Source organism: Micromonospora sp. NPDC049114 (genome assembly GCF_040648635.1).
GTDB lineage: Bacteria > Actinomycetota > Actinomycetes > Mycobacteriales > Micromonosporaceae > Micromonospora.
This window is the reverse complement of record NZ_JBEZEA010000005.1, coordinates 351,546-368,202: the sequence shown is the minus strand read 5'-3', so window position 1 is coordinate 368,202 and position 16,657 is coordinate 351,546. Positions and strand designations below refer to the sequence as shown.

The 16,657-nt window shown below is 70.4% G+C and carries 13 protein-coding genes and 1 pseudogene; 4 read left to right on the top strand and 10 right to left on the bottom strand.

All coding sequences use genetic code 11. The features are described from left to right. Nucleotides 1-33: 33 nt before the first annotated feature. The 3 genes from AB0B39_RS18435 to AB0B39_RS18425 are packed head-to-tail and all read right to left on the bottom strand — an operon-like array spanning nt 34 to nt 2,949. A complete protein-coding gene (locus tag AB0B39_RS18435; protein WP_234583967.1) occupies nt 34-849 on the bottom strand; it encodes an ATP-binding cassette domain-containing protein in 816 nt (271 codons plus the stop codon). Next, nucleotides 849-1,901, bottom strand: a complete 1,053-nt coding sequence (locus AB0B39_RS18430) for an ABC transporter substrate-binding protein (RefSeq protein ID WP_234583968.1) — start codon at nt 1,899-1,901, stop codon at nt 849-851. The genes AB0B39_RS18435 and AB0B39_RS18430 overlap by 1 nt, the downstream gene beginning before the upstream one ends. Nucleotides 1,902-1,941: 40 nt before the next feature. Beyond that, nucleotides 1,942-2,949: an ABC transporter permease gene (locus AB0B39_RS18425; RefSeq protein WP_357489723.1), complete on the bottom strand. Its 1,008-nt coding sequence runs from the start codon at nt 2,947-2,949 to the stop codon at nt 1,942-1,944. A 723-nt stretch (nt 2,950-3,672) separates the two neighbouring features. Here AB0B39_RS18425 and AB0B39_RS18420 point away from each other — a divergent pair. Together AB0B39_RS18420 and AB0B39_RS18415 are read left to right on the top strand one after the other, a co-directional pair. Further along, entirely contained in the window at nt 3,673-5,085 is a 1,413-nt protein-coding gene (locus tag AB0B39_RS18420; protein WP_357489721.1) for an endo-1,4-beta-xylanase, read from the top strand. Nucleotides 5,086-5,323: 238 nt separating this feature from the next. Then, on the top strand, nt 5,324-6,652 hold the full coding sequence (locus AB0B39_RS18415; RefSeq protein ID WP_357489720.1) for a hypothetical protein: 1,329 nt from the start codon (nt 5,324-5,326) through the stop codon (nt 6,650-6,652). 87 nt (nt 6,653-6,739) lie between these two features. On the opposite strand, the gene AB0B39_RS18410 is transcribed toward AB0B39_RS18415, so the two are convergent. From AB0B39_RS18410 to AB0B39_RS18390, 5 genes are all read right to left on the bottom strand, one after another. Further along, complete coding sequence (locus tag AB0B39_RS18410) at nt 6,740-7,438, bottom strand: GAF and ANTAR domain-containing protein (RefSeq protein WP_357574895.1); 699 nt, start codon at nt 7,436-7,438, stop codon at nt 6,740-6,742. 89 nt (nt 7,439-7,527) lie between these two features. After that, nucleotides 7,528-8,682: a serine hydrolase domain-containing protein gene (locus AB0B39_RS18405; protein ID WP_357489717.1), complete on the bottom strand. Its 1,155-nt coding sequence runs from the start codon at nt 8,680-8,682 to the stop codon at nt 7,528-7,530. A gap of 3 nt (nt 8,683-8,685) precedes the next feature. Continuing rightward, on the bottom strand, nt 8,686-9,510 hold the full coding sequence (locus tag AB0B39_RS18400; protein WP_234583974.1) for a carbohydrate ABC transporter permease: 825 nt from the start codon (nt 9,508-9,510) through the stop codon (nt 8,686-8,688). Continuing rightward, a complete protein-coding gene (locus tag AB0B39_RS18395; RefSeq protein ID WP_234583976.1) occupies nt 9,507-10,478 on the bottom strand; it encodes a sugar ABC transporter permease in 972 nt (323 codons plus the stop codon). Before AB0B39_RS18395 ends, AB0B39_RS18400 begins: the two co-directional genes overlap by 4 nt. After that, nucleotides 10,475-11,830, bottom strand: coding sequence for an extracellular solute-binding protein (locus AB0B39_RS18390; protein ID WP_357574894.1), 1,356 nt, complete (start codon nt 11,828-11,830; stop codon nt 10,475-10,477). The genes AB0B39_RS18395 and AB0B39_RS18390 overlap by 4 nt, the downstream gene beginning before the upstream one ends. A 371-nt stretch (nt 11,831-12,201) precedes the next feature. Here AB0B39_RS18390 and AB0B39_RS18385 point away from each other — a divergent pair, with 371 nt between their 5' ends. Beyond that, a complete protein-coding gene (locus AB0B39_RS18385; RefSeq protein ID WP_234583979.1) occupies nt 12,202-13,227 on the top strand; it encodes a LacI family DNA-binding transcriptional regulator in 1,026 nt (341 codons plus the stop codon). A 73-nt stretch (nt 13,228-13,300) separates the two neighbouring features. After that, on the top strand, nt 13,301-14,254 hold the full coding sequence (locus AB0B39_RS18380) for a family 43 glycosylhydrolase (protein WP_357574893.1): 954 nt from the start codon (nt 13,301-13,303) through the stop codon (nt 14,252-14,254). A gap of 108 nt (nt 14,255-14,362) precedes the next feature. Here AB0B39_RS18380 and AB0B39_RS18375 read toward each other — a convergent pair whose 3' ends face one another. Together AB0B39_RS18375 and AB0B39_RS18370 are read right to left on the bottom strand one after the other, a co-directional pair. Next, nucleotides 14,363-16,027, bottom strand: coding sequence for a ricin-type beta-trefoil lectin domain protein (locus AB0B39_RS18375; RefSeq protein ID WP_357574892.1), 1,665 nt, complete (start codon nt 16,025-16,027; stop codon nt 14,363-14,365). A 216-nt stretch (nt 16,028-16,243) separates the two neighbouring features. After that, nucleotides 16,244-16,561 (bottom strand): annotated as a pseudogene (locus AB0B39_RS18370) (glycosyl hydrolase); the annotation flags it as partial. Between the last annotated feature and the right edge of the window lie 96 nt (nt 16,562-16,657).

Sequence of the window (16,657 nt, the reverse complement as noted above, 5' to 3'; positions counted from 1 at the left end):
CCCCCGCGCCCGGTCACGGGCGGGCGACCGCCGTCACCGCTCGTCCCGCTCCGCGCCGGTGCTGCCGGTCATCGCCGCGACCAGGTCGTCGGTGGTGACCTCGTCGGCACGCAGTCGGGCCGCCCGTCGGCCCAGGCGCAGCACCTCCACCCGATCGGCGATCTCGAGCACCTGTGGCATGTTGTGGCTGACCAGCACCACGGACATGCCAGCGTCACGGGCCCGGCGGACGACGTCGAGCACCCGCCCGGTCTGCACGACGCCCAGCGCCGCGGTCGGCTCGTCGAGGATGACCACGTTCGTCGCCCAGATGATCGCCCGCGCCACCGCCACGCACTGCCGCTGCCCACCGGACAGCATCGCGATCGGCGTGGTGACCCGCGGAATCCGCACGCCCAGCTCGGCGAGGGCCGCGGCGGCACCCTGGCGCATGGCGCGCTTGTCGAGCAGCCCCAGCCGGCCCAGCGGCCCCGAGCGCAGGATCTCCCGCCCGAGGTAGAGGTTGGCGGCGACGCTGAGATCGTCGGCGACCGCGAGATCCTGGTAGACGGTCTCCACCCCCGCGCGCCGGGCGTCCACCGGCGTCGCGAAGTGGACGGGACGACCACCCACCCGGATCTCACCCTCGTCGGGAGGGTGCACACCGGACAGCGTCTTGATCAGCGTGCTCTTTCCGGCGCCGTTGTCGCCGATGAGGGCGACGACCTCGCCCTTGCCGACGGTGAAGTCCGCGCCGCGCAGCGCCTCGACGTGGCCGAACCGCTTGACGATGCCACGGGCTTCGAGGACCGGCGGTTCGCCGGCGGCCGGCTGGTCGGTCCCGACGGTGGTGGTTGGGGCGGCGTCCATCACTGCACCGGGGGGTTGGCGCAGCTGGGCTCGAGCACCGCCTTGATCTCCGCCGAGTCGATGTTCTTCTTGGTGACGAACGTGACGCCGGTGTCCGCGGACGCCAGCGGCGCCTTGTCCCGAAGGTGCTTGACCATCTTGTCGACGCCGAAGTAGCCCATCTTGAACGGGTTCTGCACGACCAGCGCCGAGATCTGGCCGTTGCGCAGTCCGGCGATCTCGTCGGGGGCGGCGTCCCACCCGATGATGACCACCTTGCCGGACTTGCCGGCCGCCTGGATGGCCTGCGCGGCCCCGAGGACGCTCGGCTCGTTGGCCGCGAAGATGCCGGCGAGGTTGGGGTTGGCGGTGAGGATGTTCTCGGTCACCCGCCGCGCCTCGTTGACGTCACTGCGGCTTGGCTGCTGCCCGACCAGCTTGAGGTTGGGGAACTGCGCGAGGCCGGCCTTGAAGCCGTCGACCCGCTCGGTGTTGGTCTGCGAGCCGGGTTGGAACTCCACGAGCGCCACGTCGTGGTTGCCGGGGCCCAGTTCGGTGGCGAGCAGCTTGGCCGCCTCGACGGCCGACGCCTTGTTGTCGGTGGCGAAGAGCGGCACGCCCGACGGCTGCGGGCTGGTCCCCGAGTCGATCATCGCGACCGGGATGTCGGCGCCGAGCGCCTGGTCGGTGGCCGGCGCCAACGCGCGGGAGTCGGTGGCCGCGTAGACGATGCCGTCGACCTTCTTGGTGACGAAGTTCTGGATCAGGTTGACCTGACCCTCGACGTCCGTCTCGGTGGTCACCCCGTCCCACTGGACCGTGACGTCACCGGCGCGCTGCGCGGCGCACTCGGCACCCGCCTTCACCGTGTTCCAGTAGTCGGCCCCGACAGCCTTCGGCACGACGGCGAGCTTCAGCGGCCCGGCCGCGTCCTTGGTCGCGCCGTCGCCTCCGTCGCGGACCTCGACTCCGCCGCAGGCGCTGAGCAGAGCGGTCGCCGCGGCGACGGCGACGATGACCTGTGCGCGCAGAAGACGCCCTCGTGGCCGTCGGCTGGTGGTGGTGTGTGACATGGTGTGCGTCCTTCCTCTGTCGAACTCCGGGAACGGCATGTCAGCCCCGTGACTCCAGCCGCCGACGGCGGTACTGGTCGAAGTAGACGGCGGCCCAGATGATCAGGCCGACGATCACCTGCTGGTAGTGGATGCTGATGTCGAGCAGGACGGCGCCGTTGCGGACCAGGGCGATGAGGAAGGCGCCGATGATGGTCCCGACGATCCGGCCCTGCCCCCCGAACAGGCTGGCGCCGCCGATGACCGCGGCCGCGATGACGTCGAGTTCCAACGAGATGCCGTAGTTCGGCTGGCCGGAGTTGACCCTCGAGGCGGCGATCATGCCGCCCAGACCGACCAGCACACCCGCCAGGACGTACACGTAGGTCAGGTGGCGGCCCACCCCGATGCCCGAGCGACGGGCGGCCTCCAGGTTGGACCCCATGGCGTAGGTGTACTGCCCGAAGCGGGTCTGCGAGAGCAGGAACGCGACCCCGACGGCGACCACCGCGGTGATCACCACGGCGAACGGGATACCGATGATCTCGCCGTTGCCGAGCAGCTGGAACGACCGGGGCAGACCGTAGACGCCGACCGCGCCGGTCATGATGAACACCAGGCCACGGCCGACCGACATCGTCCCCAGCGTCGCGATGAACGGGGGTATCCGGGCGACGGTCACCAGCAGGCCGTTGAGCAGCCCGGCCAGGGCACCGACACCGATCGCGACAGCCGTCGCCGCCAGGAGCCCGAAACCCAGGTCACGGACGACCATCGCTCCCGCCACGCCGGCGAGCGCGGCGACCGAGCCGACCGACAGGTCGATGCCCCGGGTGATGATGACCATCGTCTGCGCGGTGGCGATGATGGCGATCACCGCGGTCTGCGCGCCGATGTTGAACAGGTTGTCGGCCGTCAGGAAGTAGGGACTGGCGAAGCTCAACGCGATGAACAGGACGACGAGTGCGGTGGCCGCCGTGAACTCACTGAGCGCGTGGGAGATGCGCTCCCGCAACCAGTCGTTGAGCGCGCCGCCCTGGGGCTCCGCGGTCGCCTCGGCCGCACTCATCGCCGGCCCCGGCTGTCGTCCACTGTGTCACCGGCTCGACTTACGTCCCCGCCGGTGATCGACGCATTCCTTTCCAACCGGACCTCCCCAGGACGTCACACACGGGCCACTCCCCGCAGCGCCTGCGCGATAGATCGGATGTTTCCTGCGATCAGGCGTTACCTTGCCATGGTCACGCTCATGTTGCCAAGGTCTTACCGCCATGTTGTGGCATCGTTATGGACGTTTCGCGCACCATACGTCGGACCAAAAAAGCGTTGCCTGCGAAGGGCTGCGGCACAGGTCCTGCCGACCACCGTCGCATCAGGCCACTGTTAGCGATAACGCCTGACCGCCGCCGGGTGAGCGTCATCGTCGCAGAGTCGCGCTGCCCGACCACCGCTCACCTTGAGCATGTTATCGATAACATGCTATGTTCCGCCAAGGAGTCGAGGGCACGTCCCTCCCACTCGGAGTTGCCGACACCTCGAAGGGCATCGGGTCCCGCGACCCGGTCGACGGTCGGTGACCTGTCCGAGCCACACCTGTTCGGCGTACGCCGTGTTCCCGCGTCCGCACGCGGTCGTTCCGTCATGACGTCCGCCCGCAGGCATCGCCGTCGGCGACCTGTCGCACCGTCCCGGGCTCGCCCACATCCGCCCCGCGCGTTTCCCACGGGCGGCCCACCACCGGTCCGGCAGCGACCCCTCGACTCCGGCCGCCACCACCTCGAAAGGCAGGACCATGGACAAGATCCCCGACGAACGCGCACCGCGACCCCGGTTCCGGGGCCGTCGGGTGCTGATGCCACTCGCGGCCACCCTCGCGGCGGTCGCCGCGACGGTGGCGGTGACCTCGGCCGCCAACGCCGGCACCACTCTGGGCGCTTCGGCGGCCGAGAAGGGCCGTTACTACGGCGCGGCGGTGCCCGCCTTCAAGCTGTCCGACAGCCAGTTCGCCACCATCGTGAACCGGGAGTTCAACCAGCTCACTCCCGAGAACGAGATGAAGTGGGACGCCACCGAGCCGCAGCAGGGCCGGTTCAGCTACAGCGGCGGGGACCAGATCGTCGCCCACGCCCAGGCGCACGGCATGATCGTCCGCGGCCACACGCTGCTGTGGTACCAGCAGCAGCCGGGTTGGGCGCAGAGCCTGTCCGGCACCGCGCTGCGCAACGCCGCGATCAACCACGTCACCCAGGTCGCCACCCACTACCGGGGCAAGATCTACGCCTGGGACGTGGTGAACGAGGCCTTCGCCGACGGCGGCAGCGGCGGGCGACGGGACTCCAACCTGCAACGCACCGGCAACGACTGGATCGAGGCGGCGTTCCGCGCCGCCCGCGCCGCCGACCCGGGCGCGAAGCTCTGCTACAACGACTACAACACCGACGGCATCAACGCGAAGTCGACAGGCATCTACAACATGGTGCGCGACTTCAAGTCCCGCGGCGTACCAATCGACTGCGTCGGCTTCCAGTCCCACCTCGGCACCTCGGTGCCCAGTGACTACCAGGCCAACCTCCAGCGCTTCGCCGACCTCGGCGTCGACGTTCAGATCACCGAGTTGGACATCACCCAGGGTTCCAACCAGGCCAACGCCTACGCCCAGGTGACGCGGGCATGCCTGGCCATTTCCCGCTGCACGGGCATCACCGTCTGGGGTGTCCGGGACAGCGACTCGTGGCGCGGCAACGACAACCCACTGCTGTTCGACCGCTCGGGCAACAAGAAGGCGGCGTACACGTCCGTCCTCAACGCCCTGAACTCCGGAACGCCCATTCCGACCACTCCGCCGCCGACGACCCCGCCGCCCACCACGCCGCCGCCCACGACCCCGCCGCCCACCACTCCGCCGCCGACCGGTGACGGATGCTCGGCCTCGGTGTCGCTGAACTCCTGGAACGGCGGCTTCGTCGCCACCGTCAAGGTCACCGCCGGTTCGTCGGCGCTGCGGGGTTGGACGGTCCGGGTCACGCTGCCCTCGGGCACCGCCGTCACCAACACCTGGAGCGCGCAGGCCAGCGGCTCGTCGGGCACTGTGGACTTCCGCAACGTCGACTACAACGGCCAGGTCGGCGCGGGAGCCAGCACCGAGTTCGGCTTCCAGGGCACTGGCGCCAGCCCGTCCGGCACCCCCACCTGCACCGCGAGCTGATCCGTCCTCGCTCAGCTCACCACCCCGGCACCCCCGGGGCGTCGCGGACCTGCCGCGCGCCCCGGGGGTGCCGTCCGTTCCGGCCGTCGATCATGTCGACGTCGTCGTCCACCTGGTATTGACACCTGTCCAGGGCGGCACCATGCTCTGCTAAATCAGTTTAGCGGCGACCCGCTCCGGTCCTTCCTCTCGTCGGTACGGCGCCTGCGGGCGGGTGCGCCGTCGGGAAGGGAGTCACATGAGACTGCGCAGAGGGCTGATACCACTGCTCGCCACCCTCGTTCTGACCGCCGCCGCAGGCACGGCGTACGGAAGCCCGGGCGGCGGTCCGGGTGGCGGGGACGCCATCCGCAGCATCACCCCGATCACGACCGTCCAGACGTACGGCCAGAAGGTCTCCGCGGTGGCGATCGAGTACAGCGCGACGGTCAACCCCCGCACCCTCGACAACTCCACCTTCACGGTCGCCGACACGATCTACAACTTCCGCTTCAATCCGATCGAGGACCTGCCGAAGCTCGCCGACCGGACCGTCACGCACACCTACACCAACGGCGTGCCGTCCACCCGGGGCGACCATCGGTCGGCCCCCGGCAGGTACGTCATCGTCGAGCTGGACCCGGACGACCCGGGCGGGTGGACGGTCATCGTCTCCAAGTGCCCGACGTTCCTGTGCACCGTGAAGGTCAACCCCGACCTGCCGACCCGTGTGGTCCAGCGCCGTGACGTGCACGGCCAGCCCGGTCGCGGGGCCGGCAAGGGGCCGGTGCTCGCCCGGGCGACGCCGCGCGAGTCCCGTCCGGTCACCGAGAAGCCGGTCAACCAACTGGTCGACGAGTTCACCTACGGCTCCTTCCTCAGCGGCGGAATGGTGCTGCCGTACCACTACCACCTGCCGAGGAACTACCAGCCCGGCCGCCGGTACCCGCTGATGGTCGTGCTGCCCGGTCACGGCATGGGCTGGGACGGCGACAACCTCGGCGTCCAACTCGCCGCCGACATCCCGGCGACCGCGTGGCTGCAACCCAGCTGGACGGGCAGCACCGAGGACGTGATCGTCCTGGCGCCGCAGCACCAGCGGGTGGGTGGGGCCGCCGAGGCCGACCTGCTGGTCAAGCTGCTCGACACGTTCGTCCGCGACTTCGCCGTGGACACCCGCCGGGTGTACGCGACAACTGTGTCGTACGGCTCCCAACTGCTGTGGGAGGCGTTCGCCAAGCGGCCGGACCTGTTCGCCGGCGGTCTGGTGACCGGCGGGTTCCCGGTCAACGCCACGCAGGCGACCGCCATCGCCGCGGCCGAGGTGCCGCTCTGGATCACCCACGGCGAGCACGACCACCTGCTCAACGTCACCGGCGCGCGGAACTCCTCGGCGCTGCTGCGACAGGCGTACGTGGCCCGGGGCAAGAGCCCGGAGCAGGCGGAAGCGCTGGTGCACTACACCGAGTACGCCGACGCGGCGTTCTCGTTGCCGGACTACCACGCGGCGTTCGGTCCGACCTACTCCGACAGCGGCATCCTGCGCTGGCTGCTCGGCCAGAGCAAGCCGGCCACGGCGGGCGACTGATCGCCGCGGCGCACGGAGTGCGTGCTCCCCGGCGACCCGCCGCCGGGGAGCACGCGGTGTCGCCATCCTGCTCGGCTGAACCGGGGCTCACACCCGAGCCCGCTGGGCCACCCTGGCGACCAGCGCCTCCGCGACGTCACGCACCTTGCGGTTGGTGTCCTGGGAGATCTTCGACAGCAACGCGAACGCCTCGTCCGGCGTGCACCGCCGCTCCCCCATGATGATCCCCTTGGCCTGCTCGATCACCGCGCGACTGCGCATCGCCTCCCGCAACTGCTCCGCGAGGGTGGCGGCGCTGTCGTACAGGTGGGCGTTGGCCAGCGCCACCGCCGCGTACGCGGCGAAGTGTTCCGCGACCGCGACCGCCGGTGGATCGAAGGCGTGCGCCGTGCCGCCGTAGACGTTGAGCGCCCCCACCACCGACTCCTGGATCGGCAGCCCGATCGACAACGAGCTGCCCACGCCGACGTCACGCGCCCGCTGCGCCCACTGCGGCCAGCGCTGCTCGACGGCCATGTCCGGCAGGGAGATGGTGCCGCCGCTGGCCGAGGCGTCCAGGCACGGGCCCCGATTCTGCTCGTACTGCCGCTCGTCCAGCTCGCGGGCCAGATCGCCGGTGGACGCGGCGGTCCAACCCCGGCGACCCCGGACCAGGGTGACCGAGACCTCCGTGGCGCCGGGGACACTCCGGTTGGCCAGCGTGGCCACCCGGAGCAGCATGTCATCGAGGCTGATCTCGTCGAGTCTGATCCGGCTCAACTCGGCAAGCGCCTGCGCGGGGTCCACCGTCGGATAGTGGCAGCATCTCGCTGGTTGGCTGCCGTCGACGTCCTGCCTACCCCCTGCGGCGCCCACTCACACCGGGGCCTGCCGGCTCAGCCGTCGAGGCAGGAGCGGACGGCAGCGGTGAGCCGGTTGGCGCGCTCGTCGCCTGCGCCGTACATCTGGTTGACCACGTAACCGAAGCCCACCTCGTGGCGCGCGTCGGCGAAGCCGAGGTTTCCGCCGGCGCCGTCGTGGCCGAAGCTGCGCTCCCCCAGCAGCGGCCGCGCCGGCGGTGAGTGCAGCAGGAAGCCGCTGCCCCAGCGCTGGCCGGTGTCGGGCGGGCCGTGTCGCTGCTGACCCCGGGAGCGGACGACCACGGCGTCGTCCACCGACGCCCCGGTGAGCAGGGGGCCATCCCCGAGGTCGGACACGCAGGCGGCGTAGACCCGCGCCAGACCGTCCGCGGTGCTAACCGCGCCCGCGCCCGGGACCCCGGCGGCCTGGATGGCGGGGTCGTTGAAGCTGACCAGACCGTCGGCGTCGGCGGGGAAGGCGAACGCGCCACCCATGGTGATGCCCCGCTCGGCGACCGGGTCGACGAAGGGATCGGCGTCCGGCGGTGGCGCCAGATTCCAGGCGACGGTGTCGCGCTCGCTGGCGGGGAGCCCGAGCCAGGTCCGCAGTCCCAGCGGCCGGGCGAGGGTGTCGTGGAAGTACGCGCCGGGCAACTGGCCGGTGACCCGGTGGATGACCTCGCCGATGAGCCAGCCGTAGGTCATCGAGTGGTAGCTGTGCGCGGTGCCCGGCTGCCACAGCGGCGTCTGCGCCTCGATCGCCGCGATGACCGGATCCCAGGCGAGCACCTCGTCGAGGGTCAGCTGTCGGTCCAGCGCCGGCAGGCCGGCCTGGTGCGTGAGCAGCGAGCGTACGGGGATGTCCGCCTTGCCGTGCTGGCCGAACTCGGGCCAGTAGCGCGTCACGGGCGCGTCGAGGTCCAGCCGCCCCTGCTGCACCAGCAGGTACGCGCAGATCGCCAGGAGCCCCTTGGTACAGGAGAAGACGACGGCCGGTGTGTGCGCTGTCCAGGGCGCTCCGGTGCGGGCGTCGGCCAGCCCGCCGTACAGGTCGACGACCTTGCGGCCCCGCACGTAGAGGGTGACCGCGGCGCCGACCTCGCCCCGGGAGGTGAAGTTGTCGCGGAACGTGTCGGCGACGCGCCCGTAGCGGTCGTCGACGTCGCCGTGGATCTGCGGCTGCGTGGCCACTGCCTATCCCTTCAGTGAGCCCTGGATCAGGGCCTTGATGAACTGTCGCTGGAAGATCAGGAACACGATGAGGGTAGGGGTGAGGATCAGCAGCGAACCAGCGCACAGCAGCACCAGGTCGGTGCCCCACTGGCCCTGGAACGCGCCGAGTGCCCCGGCCATCGTGCGTTTGGTGGCGTCGTCGACGAGGACGATCGCGAGCAGGAACTGGTTCCACGTCCACAGGAACATCAGGATCGTCAGCGACGCGATGGCCGGGCGGGCCAGCGGCACCTGGACCCGCCAGAACAGCTGCCAGGTGCTGCTGCCGTCCACCCGGGCGGCCTCGGACAGCTCGACCGGCACGTTGGTGAAGTGGGCACGCATCCAGAACACCGCGAACGGCATGTAGAGGCCGATCAGCGGCAGGATGATGGCCCACCGGGTGTTGAGCAGCCCGAAGTCCTGCATCTGGTAGTAGAGCGGGGTGACCACGGCCTCGAACGGCAGGGTGAGGCCGAGCAGCAGCAGGCCGAAGACGAGCCGGCCGCCGGGCACCCGCAGCTGACCGAGCCCGAAGCCGGCCATGGTGGCGATGAGCACCGACACGGGTACGACGCCGGCCACGATGAGCAGGCTGGAGCGCAGCAGCGCGCCCATGTTGGCGGCGGTGAACGCGTCGGCGAAGTTGCCCCACTGCGGGTCGGACGGCCAGGCCAGCCCGTCGGGCACGGTGCCGCGCGGTTGCAGGGCGGCCGAGAGCATGCTCACGAACGGCAGCAGGGTGACGAGGATCAGGGCGATCAGGAAGACCCGCCCGGTCACCTGCTCACGTCGGCTCAGGTTCACGGTTTCTCCCCCCGGGTCAGTCGCTGGATCGGCAGCACGAACGCCAGCACGAGCAGCATGAGCACGACGGCGAGCGCCGAGGCCAGTCCGACCTGACGCTGCGAGAAGGCGAGGCGGTAGATCTCCAGACCGGGAACCGTGGTCTGCAGACCGGGGCCTCCGCTGGTGGAGATGTAGACGATGTCGAAGCTCGCCAGAGCGGCGATGATCGTGACGGTGAGGCAGACCCCGATCTCCTGGCGCAGGCTGGGCAGGGTGACCGCGAGGAACTCGCGGACCGGCCCCGCGCCGTCCAGCCGGGCGGCCTCGTAGAGCGCCGGATCAATCTTGCTCATGCCGGTGACCAGCAGGATCGTGCAGAGACCGAGCAGTACCCAGGCGCCGATCACCCCGACGGCGGGCAGCGCCGTGTCGAAGTCGCCGAGCCAGGCGCGGGCGAGGCCACCCAGTCCGAGCGCGCGCAACACCTGGTTGACCAGCCCGTTGGTCGACAGCAGCCAACTCCACGCGATGCCGGCCGCGACGAGTGGGATGACCTGCGGCAGGAACAGGATCGTCCGGACGACGGTCCCGAACGCGCCGGTGGTGATCCGGCGGACCATGCTCGCCACCAGCAGCCCGAGCGCGACCGGGATGAGGCTGAAGAAGACGATCAGGATGATCGCGTTGGAGATGATCTTCAAAAGGTCGCTGTCGGTGAACACGGTGACGTAGTTGTCCAGGCCCGCCCAGCGGGCGACGCCGATTCCGTTCCAGTCGTAGAACGAGTACTGGACGGTCAGGGCGAGAGGGCGCAGGACGAAGACCGCGTACATGAGCAGGGCGGGCAGGACGTACAACCAGCCGGTTCCGGCCGCGCGGGCCCACCGGCGTCGATGGGCCCGCGTGGACGTGGAACGGGCGGGACGGCCCGTGGACGACACCTGGTCGTCCCGCCCGGTTGGTGCGCTGCCGAGGGCAGACGTCATCGGGACAGTTCCTTCGCGTACTCGGCCTGGACCGCCTTCACGTATCCCTCGGGCGTCTGCTGGCCGGCGACCAGCTTCTGCATTTCCGGCGTGATGGCGGCGGCGAAGATGCCACCGGTCGCGTTGGCGGTGAAGTCCACCGCGCCGTTCTCGGCCCCGAGCTGCTGCGCCGCCTTGAGGGTCTCGGCCAGCACCGTGTTCGGGGCGGCGGCCGGCACCGGGAGGTCGCTCGGACCACCCGGGCTGGAACCGCCGACCGTCACGGCGATCTCCCGCGCCTTGGCGTTGGTGTGGACCCAGTTCAGGAAGTACGCGGCGGTGTCCGGATTCTTGGCCTTCGCCGAGACGCCGAAGGTGTTGGGGGCGGACATCGCGACGTGCTTGCCACCGGCGGTCTCGGCGGGGAACAGGAAGAAGCCCACGTTGCCGGGCATCGCCTTGTCGAGGTTGGCCGACTCCCAGTCGCCGTTGAACATGAACAGGCCGTTGCCCTTCTGGAACTGCCCCACCATGCCCGCGTAGTCCAGGGCGTTGGCGTCCTTCGGGAAGTAGCCGGCCTGGGCCCACTTCTGGATGGTCTGGGTGGCCTTCAACGCGGCCGGGGTGTCGAAGGTGGCCCCCGGCTTCTGGAAGATCCAGTCGGCGACCTGGGCCGGGTCGCCGAACTGGTTCTGCAGCGCCTGGTGCGGGAAGTTGATGCCCGCGGTGTTCTTGTTGAACTGCATGATCGGCTGGACCCCGCCGGCCTTCGCCTTCGCCAGCAGCTGTTCAAACTCGGCGACGGTGGCCGGCGGCTGGGTCATGCCGACCTGGCTGGCCAGCTTCTTGTTGTAGAAGACACCGGTGACGCTGTAGCCGAGCCCCATGCCGTAGAGCGAGCCGGTGCCCCGGGTGTTGTCGCCGACGCGCAGCTGCATGAGCTGCGAGGCCGGGAACTTGTCCCAGCCGTACGCGCTGACGTACGGGTCGAGGTTCTTGAGCAGGTCGTCCTTCACCAGGTCGACCATCGTGGGGAGCCGGATGATGTCCGGCGCGTTGTCCGAGGCCATGACGCGCGGCGCGTTCTCCACGATCACCGTGAACTGGTCCTCACGGATGGCGAACGTGACGTTCGGGTGCTGCTTGGTGAACTCGTCGGCGAGCGCCTTGGCCAGCGGGAAGCCGGTCTCCGCGTACATCTCCAGCTTGACCGGCGCGGTGCCCAGGTCGGTCTTGACGGCGGCGTCGGGCCCGGCGGTCGACGACCGGTCGGCTCCCGGAGCGCTGCACGCCGTCGCGGCGAGCCCGATCACCAGCAGCGGCGCGAGGACGAGCGCTCTGCGTCGTGGGATTTTCGTCAGCAAATCTGCCATTTCATGACTCCTAGATTCCTCCGCGCGTCCCGCGACCCAGGGCCGCGCGACGGCTCCACCGGACCACCGTGATCGGGTGAACCGCTACGACAGGTACGTCGTGGCGGGTCGCCCGGCCCCGGCAGACGTTCGGCCACAGTTGACCCTCGGCGCGGCGGCCGACGTCGTCTCCAGACGCGCCAAAAGTGGTCGCTAAACTGATTTAGCAGAGCATGCGCGTGACACGGGAGGCTGTCAAGGACAACCTGGCAACGGTCCGGAAACATCGACGTCACACCACGCCCGACCCGACCGGGGCCAGCCTCCGCGCGCCGACGCATCATGATGGGCAGGAGCGGGGCCCGTGGCACCGCGCCTGATTCGGAGGACTGATGGGCCGCAACAGAGCAACCCTGGCCGACGTCGCGCGGCGAGCCGGGCTGTCCAAGACCGCCGCGTCGATGGTGCTCAACGGCCGGGAGGGCACGCGGCTCTCGGCCGAGGCACACCAGCGCGTGTTCGCCGCCGCCGAGGAGCTGGGCTACCGGCCCAACCTCGCGGCGCGCAGCCTGCGTACCCGCAAGACCGCGACCATCGCGTTCGTCTCCGACATCGTCGCCACCACCCGCTTCGCCGGCGGCCTCATCCGCGGCGCGCTCGACGCGGCCCGCGAGCGTGACCACGTGCTGCTGATCACCGAGACGCAGGGTGACGCCACGTTCGAGCAGTACGCCATCGAGGCGATGCTCGACCGACAGGTCGACGGAGTGATCTACGCCGCCATGGCCACCCGGCGGCTGACGGTGCCCCCGGCCATCCTCGGCGGCCCGGTGGTGCTGCTCAACGCCACCAGCGCCGACGGCCTGCCCTGCGTCCTTCCCGACGACGACCGGGCCGGCCGCTCCGTCGCCACCGCCCTGTTGGAGCACGGCCACCGCGACGCCATCGCGCTGATCGGCCGCAACCGGCTCAAGGAGGACGACCCGGAGGTCTCCCTCGCCGCCCGGGCCCGCCTGCGGGGCATCCAGCAGGCGCTGGGCGACGCGGGGGTGAGCCTCCTCGCGGAGTGCTTCTGCACCGAGTGGCTGCCCGAGCACGGCTACGCCGCCATGCGCGGGCTGCTGAGCAGGCCGTCGCGACCCAGCGCGGTCATCTGCATGAACGACCGGCTGGCCTTCGGCGCCTACCAGGCACTCGGCGAGGCGGGCCTGAGCGTCCCGGACGACATCTCGGTGATCTCGTTCGACGACGACCCGATCGCCGCCTGGCTGCGTCCCAGCCTGGCCACCACGGCGCTGCCCCACGAGCAGATGGGGCGGCGCGCGGTCGAGCTGCTCCTCGACGGCGGCGCCGCCGAGCCGTCACTCGTCGCGATGCCGCTGCGCCGACGCCGGTCCCTCGCGCCCCCCGCCGGCTGAGCCGGGCCGTCGAAGAGCGCGGCGGGGGGCGACCCCTCGTCAGCTAAACCGGTTTAGTGCTAGTTTTCCGGCCATGCTTCGTCTAGCCGACCACTGGGTGTGGGACAGCTGGTACGCGCGGGACGACAACGGCCTCTGGCACGTGTTCTTCCTGCGCGCGTCCCGCGCCCTGCACGACCCGCACCGCCGCCACCGCCGTGCCTCGATCGGCCACGCCGTCTCGACGGACCTGCGCACGTGGCGTCTGGTCGCCGACGCCCTGGTCCCCGCCGACGCGCCGGCCTGGGACGACCTCGCGACCTGGACCGGGTGCACGGTCCGCGGCCCGGACGGGCGGTGGTACCTGTACTACACCGGGGTCTCCCGAGCCGAGGACGGTCTCGTCCAACGGATCGGTCTGGCCGTCTCCGAAGACCTGATCACCTGGCACCGGCACGGGTCCGGGCCCGTCGTGCAGGCCGACCCGACGTGGTACGAGCTGCTCGACACCGACCTGTGGTACGAGCAGGCATGGCGCGACCCCTGGGTGTTTCCCGACCCGGACGGCGACGGCTGGCACATGCTCATCACGGCGCGCGCCAACACGGGAGCGACGGGCACGCGCGGCGTCGTCGGCCACGCCACCTCCCCCGACCTGCTCACCTGGACCGTCCGACCGCCGCTGTCGACCCCGGCGGGGTTCGGTCACCTGGAGGTGCCCCAGGTCGCGGTCGTCGACGGGCAGCCTCTGCTGCTGTTCTCCACCGACGCGACAGCCGGCGCCCGGAGCGACGACCACCGGATCTGGGTGGCGACCGGGCAGGGCGTCCGCGGCCCGTGGGACATCGCGGCCGCCCGGCCGGTCACCCACCCGCACCTGTACGCGCCCCGACTGGTCCCCGGACCGGCCGACGACTGGTCGCTCATCGGCTTCCTCGACCACGTCGACGGGTCGTTCGTCGGTGAACTCACCGACCCCGTTCCGGTGCGCTACGACGCGTCGACCGGGCTGACGATCCAGCCGGCGAGGACGGCGGCCGCGACCTGAACCTGACCCGGTCGCCGGCTGACGAGCCGGCGACCGAGGGCAGGACCGCGACGACACAGGTCCGGGCCGGGGCGACTGCGCCCCGGCCCGCACCTGTCGGCACCACCGTCAGCGCTGGGTCCACCGTTGGTTGGCGGCCCCGGTGCAGGTCCAGAGAAGCACCGTGGTCCCGTTGGCGGTCCCGTTGTTGTTGACGTCGAGGCACAGGCCGGACTGCGCCCCGCTGATCGTGCCGTTCGAGTTGAGGGTCCACCGCTGGTTGGCCCCGCCGTTGCAGTCCCAGATCTGGGCCTTGCTGCCCGCCGTGGCGTTGGTCGGCGCGTCCAGGCACTTGCCGAGCGCCTGGAGGGTCTGGCCGTTGAGGGTCCAGCGCTGGTTGGCTGCCCCGTTGCAGTCCCAGATCACCGGCTGGGTCCCGTTGGTGGTGTTGCTCTGCGGGACGTCCAGGCAGCGGCCCGAGGCGGCGCTGGCCAGCGCGAAGGAGGTGGTCGCGGGCGGCGGCGTGGTCGGCGGCGGGGTGCTGGTGCCGCCACCGCTGACCCGGTACACCACAGTGCCGTGCGCCGGGACGCTGGCCGAGATGCTGCCCGTGCTGGTGGTGGTGGCGTTGCTCCAGGCCTCCACCAGGGTGAAGGAGCTGCCGGACTTGCCGACTGCGGCGGCGGTGGTGGAGATCGTCGTCGTCGAGCCGCCCTGGTTGAGCAGGGCGACGGCGACGTCACCGTTGGCGAGCCGCTTGGCGAGCACGCGGCGGGTGCCGTCGAACGAGACCTGGCTGGCCTGCAACCCGAGGGAGTCCTGGTTGATGGCGATCAGGTTGCCGTTCTTGAGGATGGTCTGCGTCGCGGAGTTCATGTTGCGCACGTCGTTGCCGGCGATCAGCGGCGACGCCATGACGGCCCACATCGCGAAGTGGCTGCGCATCTCGGTGTCGTTCATGCCGCCCCGGCCGACCTCCATCATGTCCGGGTCGGTGAACGAACCCGGCCGCGCGTACGGCGCCAGGGGGACGTTGACGTTGATGATGTTCTGGATGCCCATCGGGTAGCCGTTGGTCTGCCCGGTGTCCCACGCGTTGGTGATGTCCTCGGTGGTCCGCCAGATGTTCGCCACGTCGCCCCAGTTGCGCTGCGGACCGGTCTTGGCGTGGATGCTGTTGGGGTTGATGCTGTAGAGGATCGGCCGGCCGGTCGCGGCCAGCGCGTCACGCATCTTCGCGAAGGTGGTGACCTGCTCGCTGATGCTGCCGTTCGGGGAGCACCAGTCGTACTTGAGGTAGTCGACCCCCCAGGCGGCGAACTGCCGGGCGTCCTGCGCCTCGTGGCCCTGGCTGCCGGTCGCGCCCGGGTAGCTGTTGAAGTACTGGGCGCAGGTCTTGTCGACCGGCACCTGGTAGAGGCCGAACTTCAGCCCCCGGGCGTGCAGGTAGTCGCCGAGCGCCTTCATCCCGCTCGGGAAGCGGGTCGGGTCGCCCTGGAGGTTGCCCGAGCTGTCGCGGTTCGGGTTGAACCAGCAGTCGTCGACCACTACGTACTGGTAGCCGAGATCGCGCATGCCGTTGCTGACCATCGCGTCGGCCGTCTGGCGGATCAGCCCCTCGTTGATGTTGCAACCGAACGAGTTCCAGCTGTTCCACCCCATCGGGGGTGTCCGGGCGACGCCATTCTCCAACGCCTGGGCTCCCGGGGCACGGAGGCCGACGAGGGCGGCGGCCACGAGCAGCCCGGCCGCGGCTGCCCGCCCCCAGTGACGGGCTCGGACGATTCGCTTCATACGGGAGCATCCTTTCGTGATGCCGTCCACCAGGGACAGCCGCCCGGATGAGGCGGGCATCATGATGTCTACGAGCCCACTGTTAGCGTTAACAGCAGACGCCGGTCATATTACGGAGCCGTTTCGTCGAATTCAACTACTTCCATGTCTCGACGTACTCCCCGCACGCGAACCGGGGCGGCCCCGGTCGCGTGGACCGGAGACCGCCCCGTGCGGTGAGCCGTCCACCGGCCCCGGCATGTGACCGTTGTCGAACGCCGCCCACTGCACCGGATATCCGGCCCGGCATCCGGAGTAGGCGGTGGTGACGTGCGTGCGGCTGCCCGAGGCCGGCTCCCGCGGGCTCTGCGCCGTGCAGCCGTTGTTGCGCACGAACGTGTCCCGCAACGACCGCCCCGAGGAGATGTTGAGCACCGAGTCGGTGATGCCGTGCAGACCGAAGTACGCGATGGGCTGGGTGCCGCCGCTGCACCCGCTGAGCTGGGCCCCGCTGAACACCGCCACCGCCCGGAACACGTTCGCCCGCGCACACGCCGGGGTACGCCCGGAGGGCGGGCGTACCCCGTTTCGGGTTAGCGTTAACACATCTGCTGGTCGATGACCGGCAGCAAAGGTGGGCCCCGATCTGCG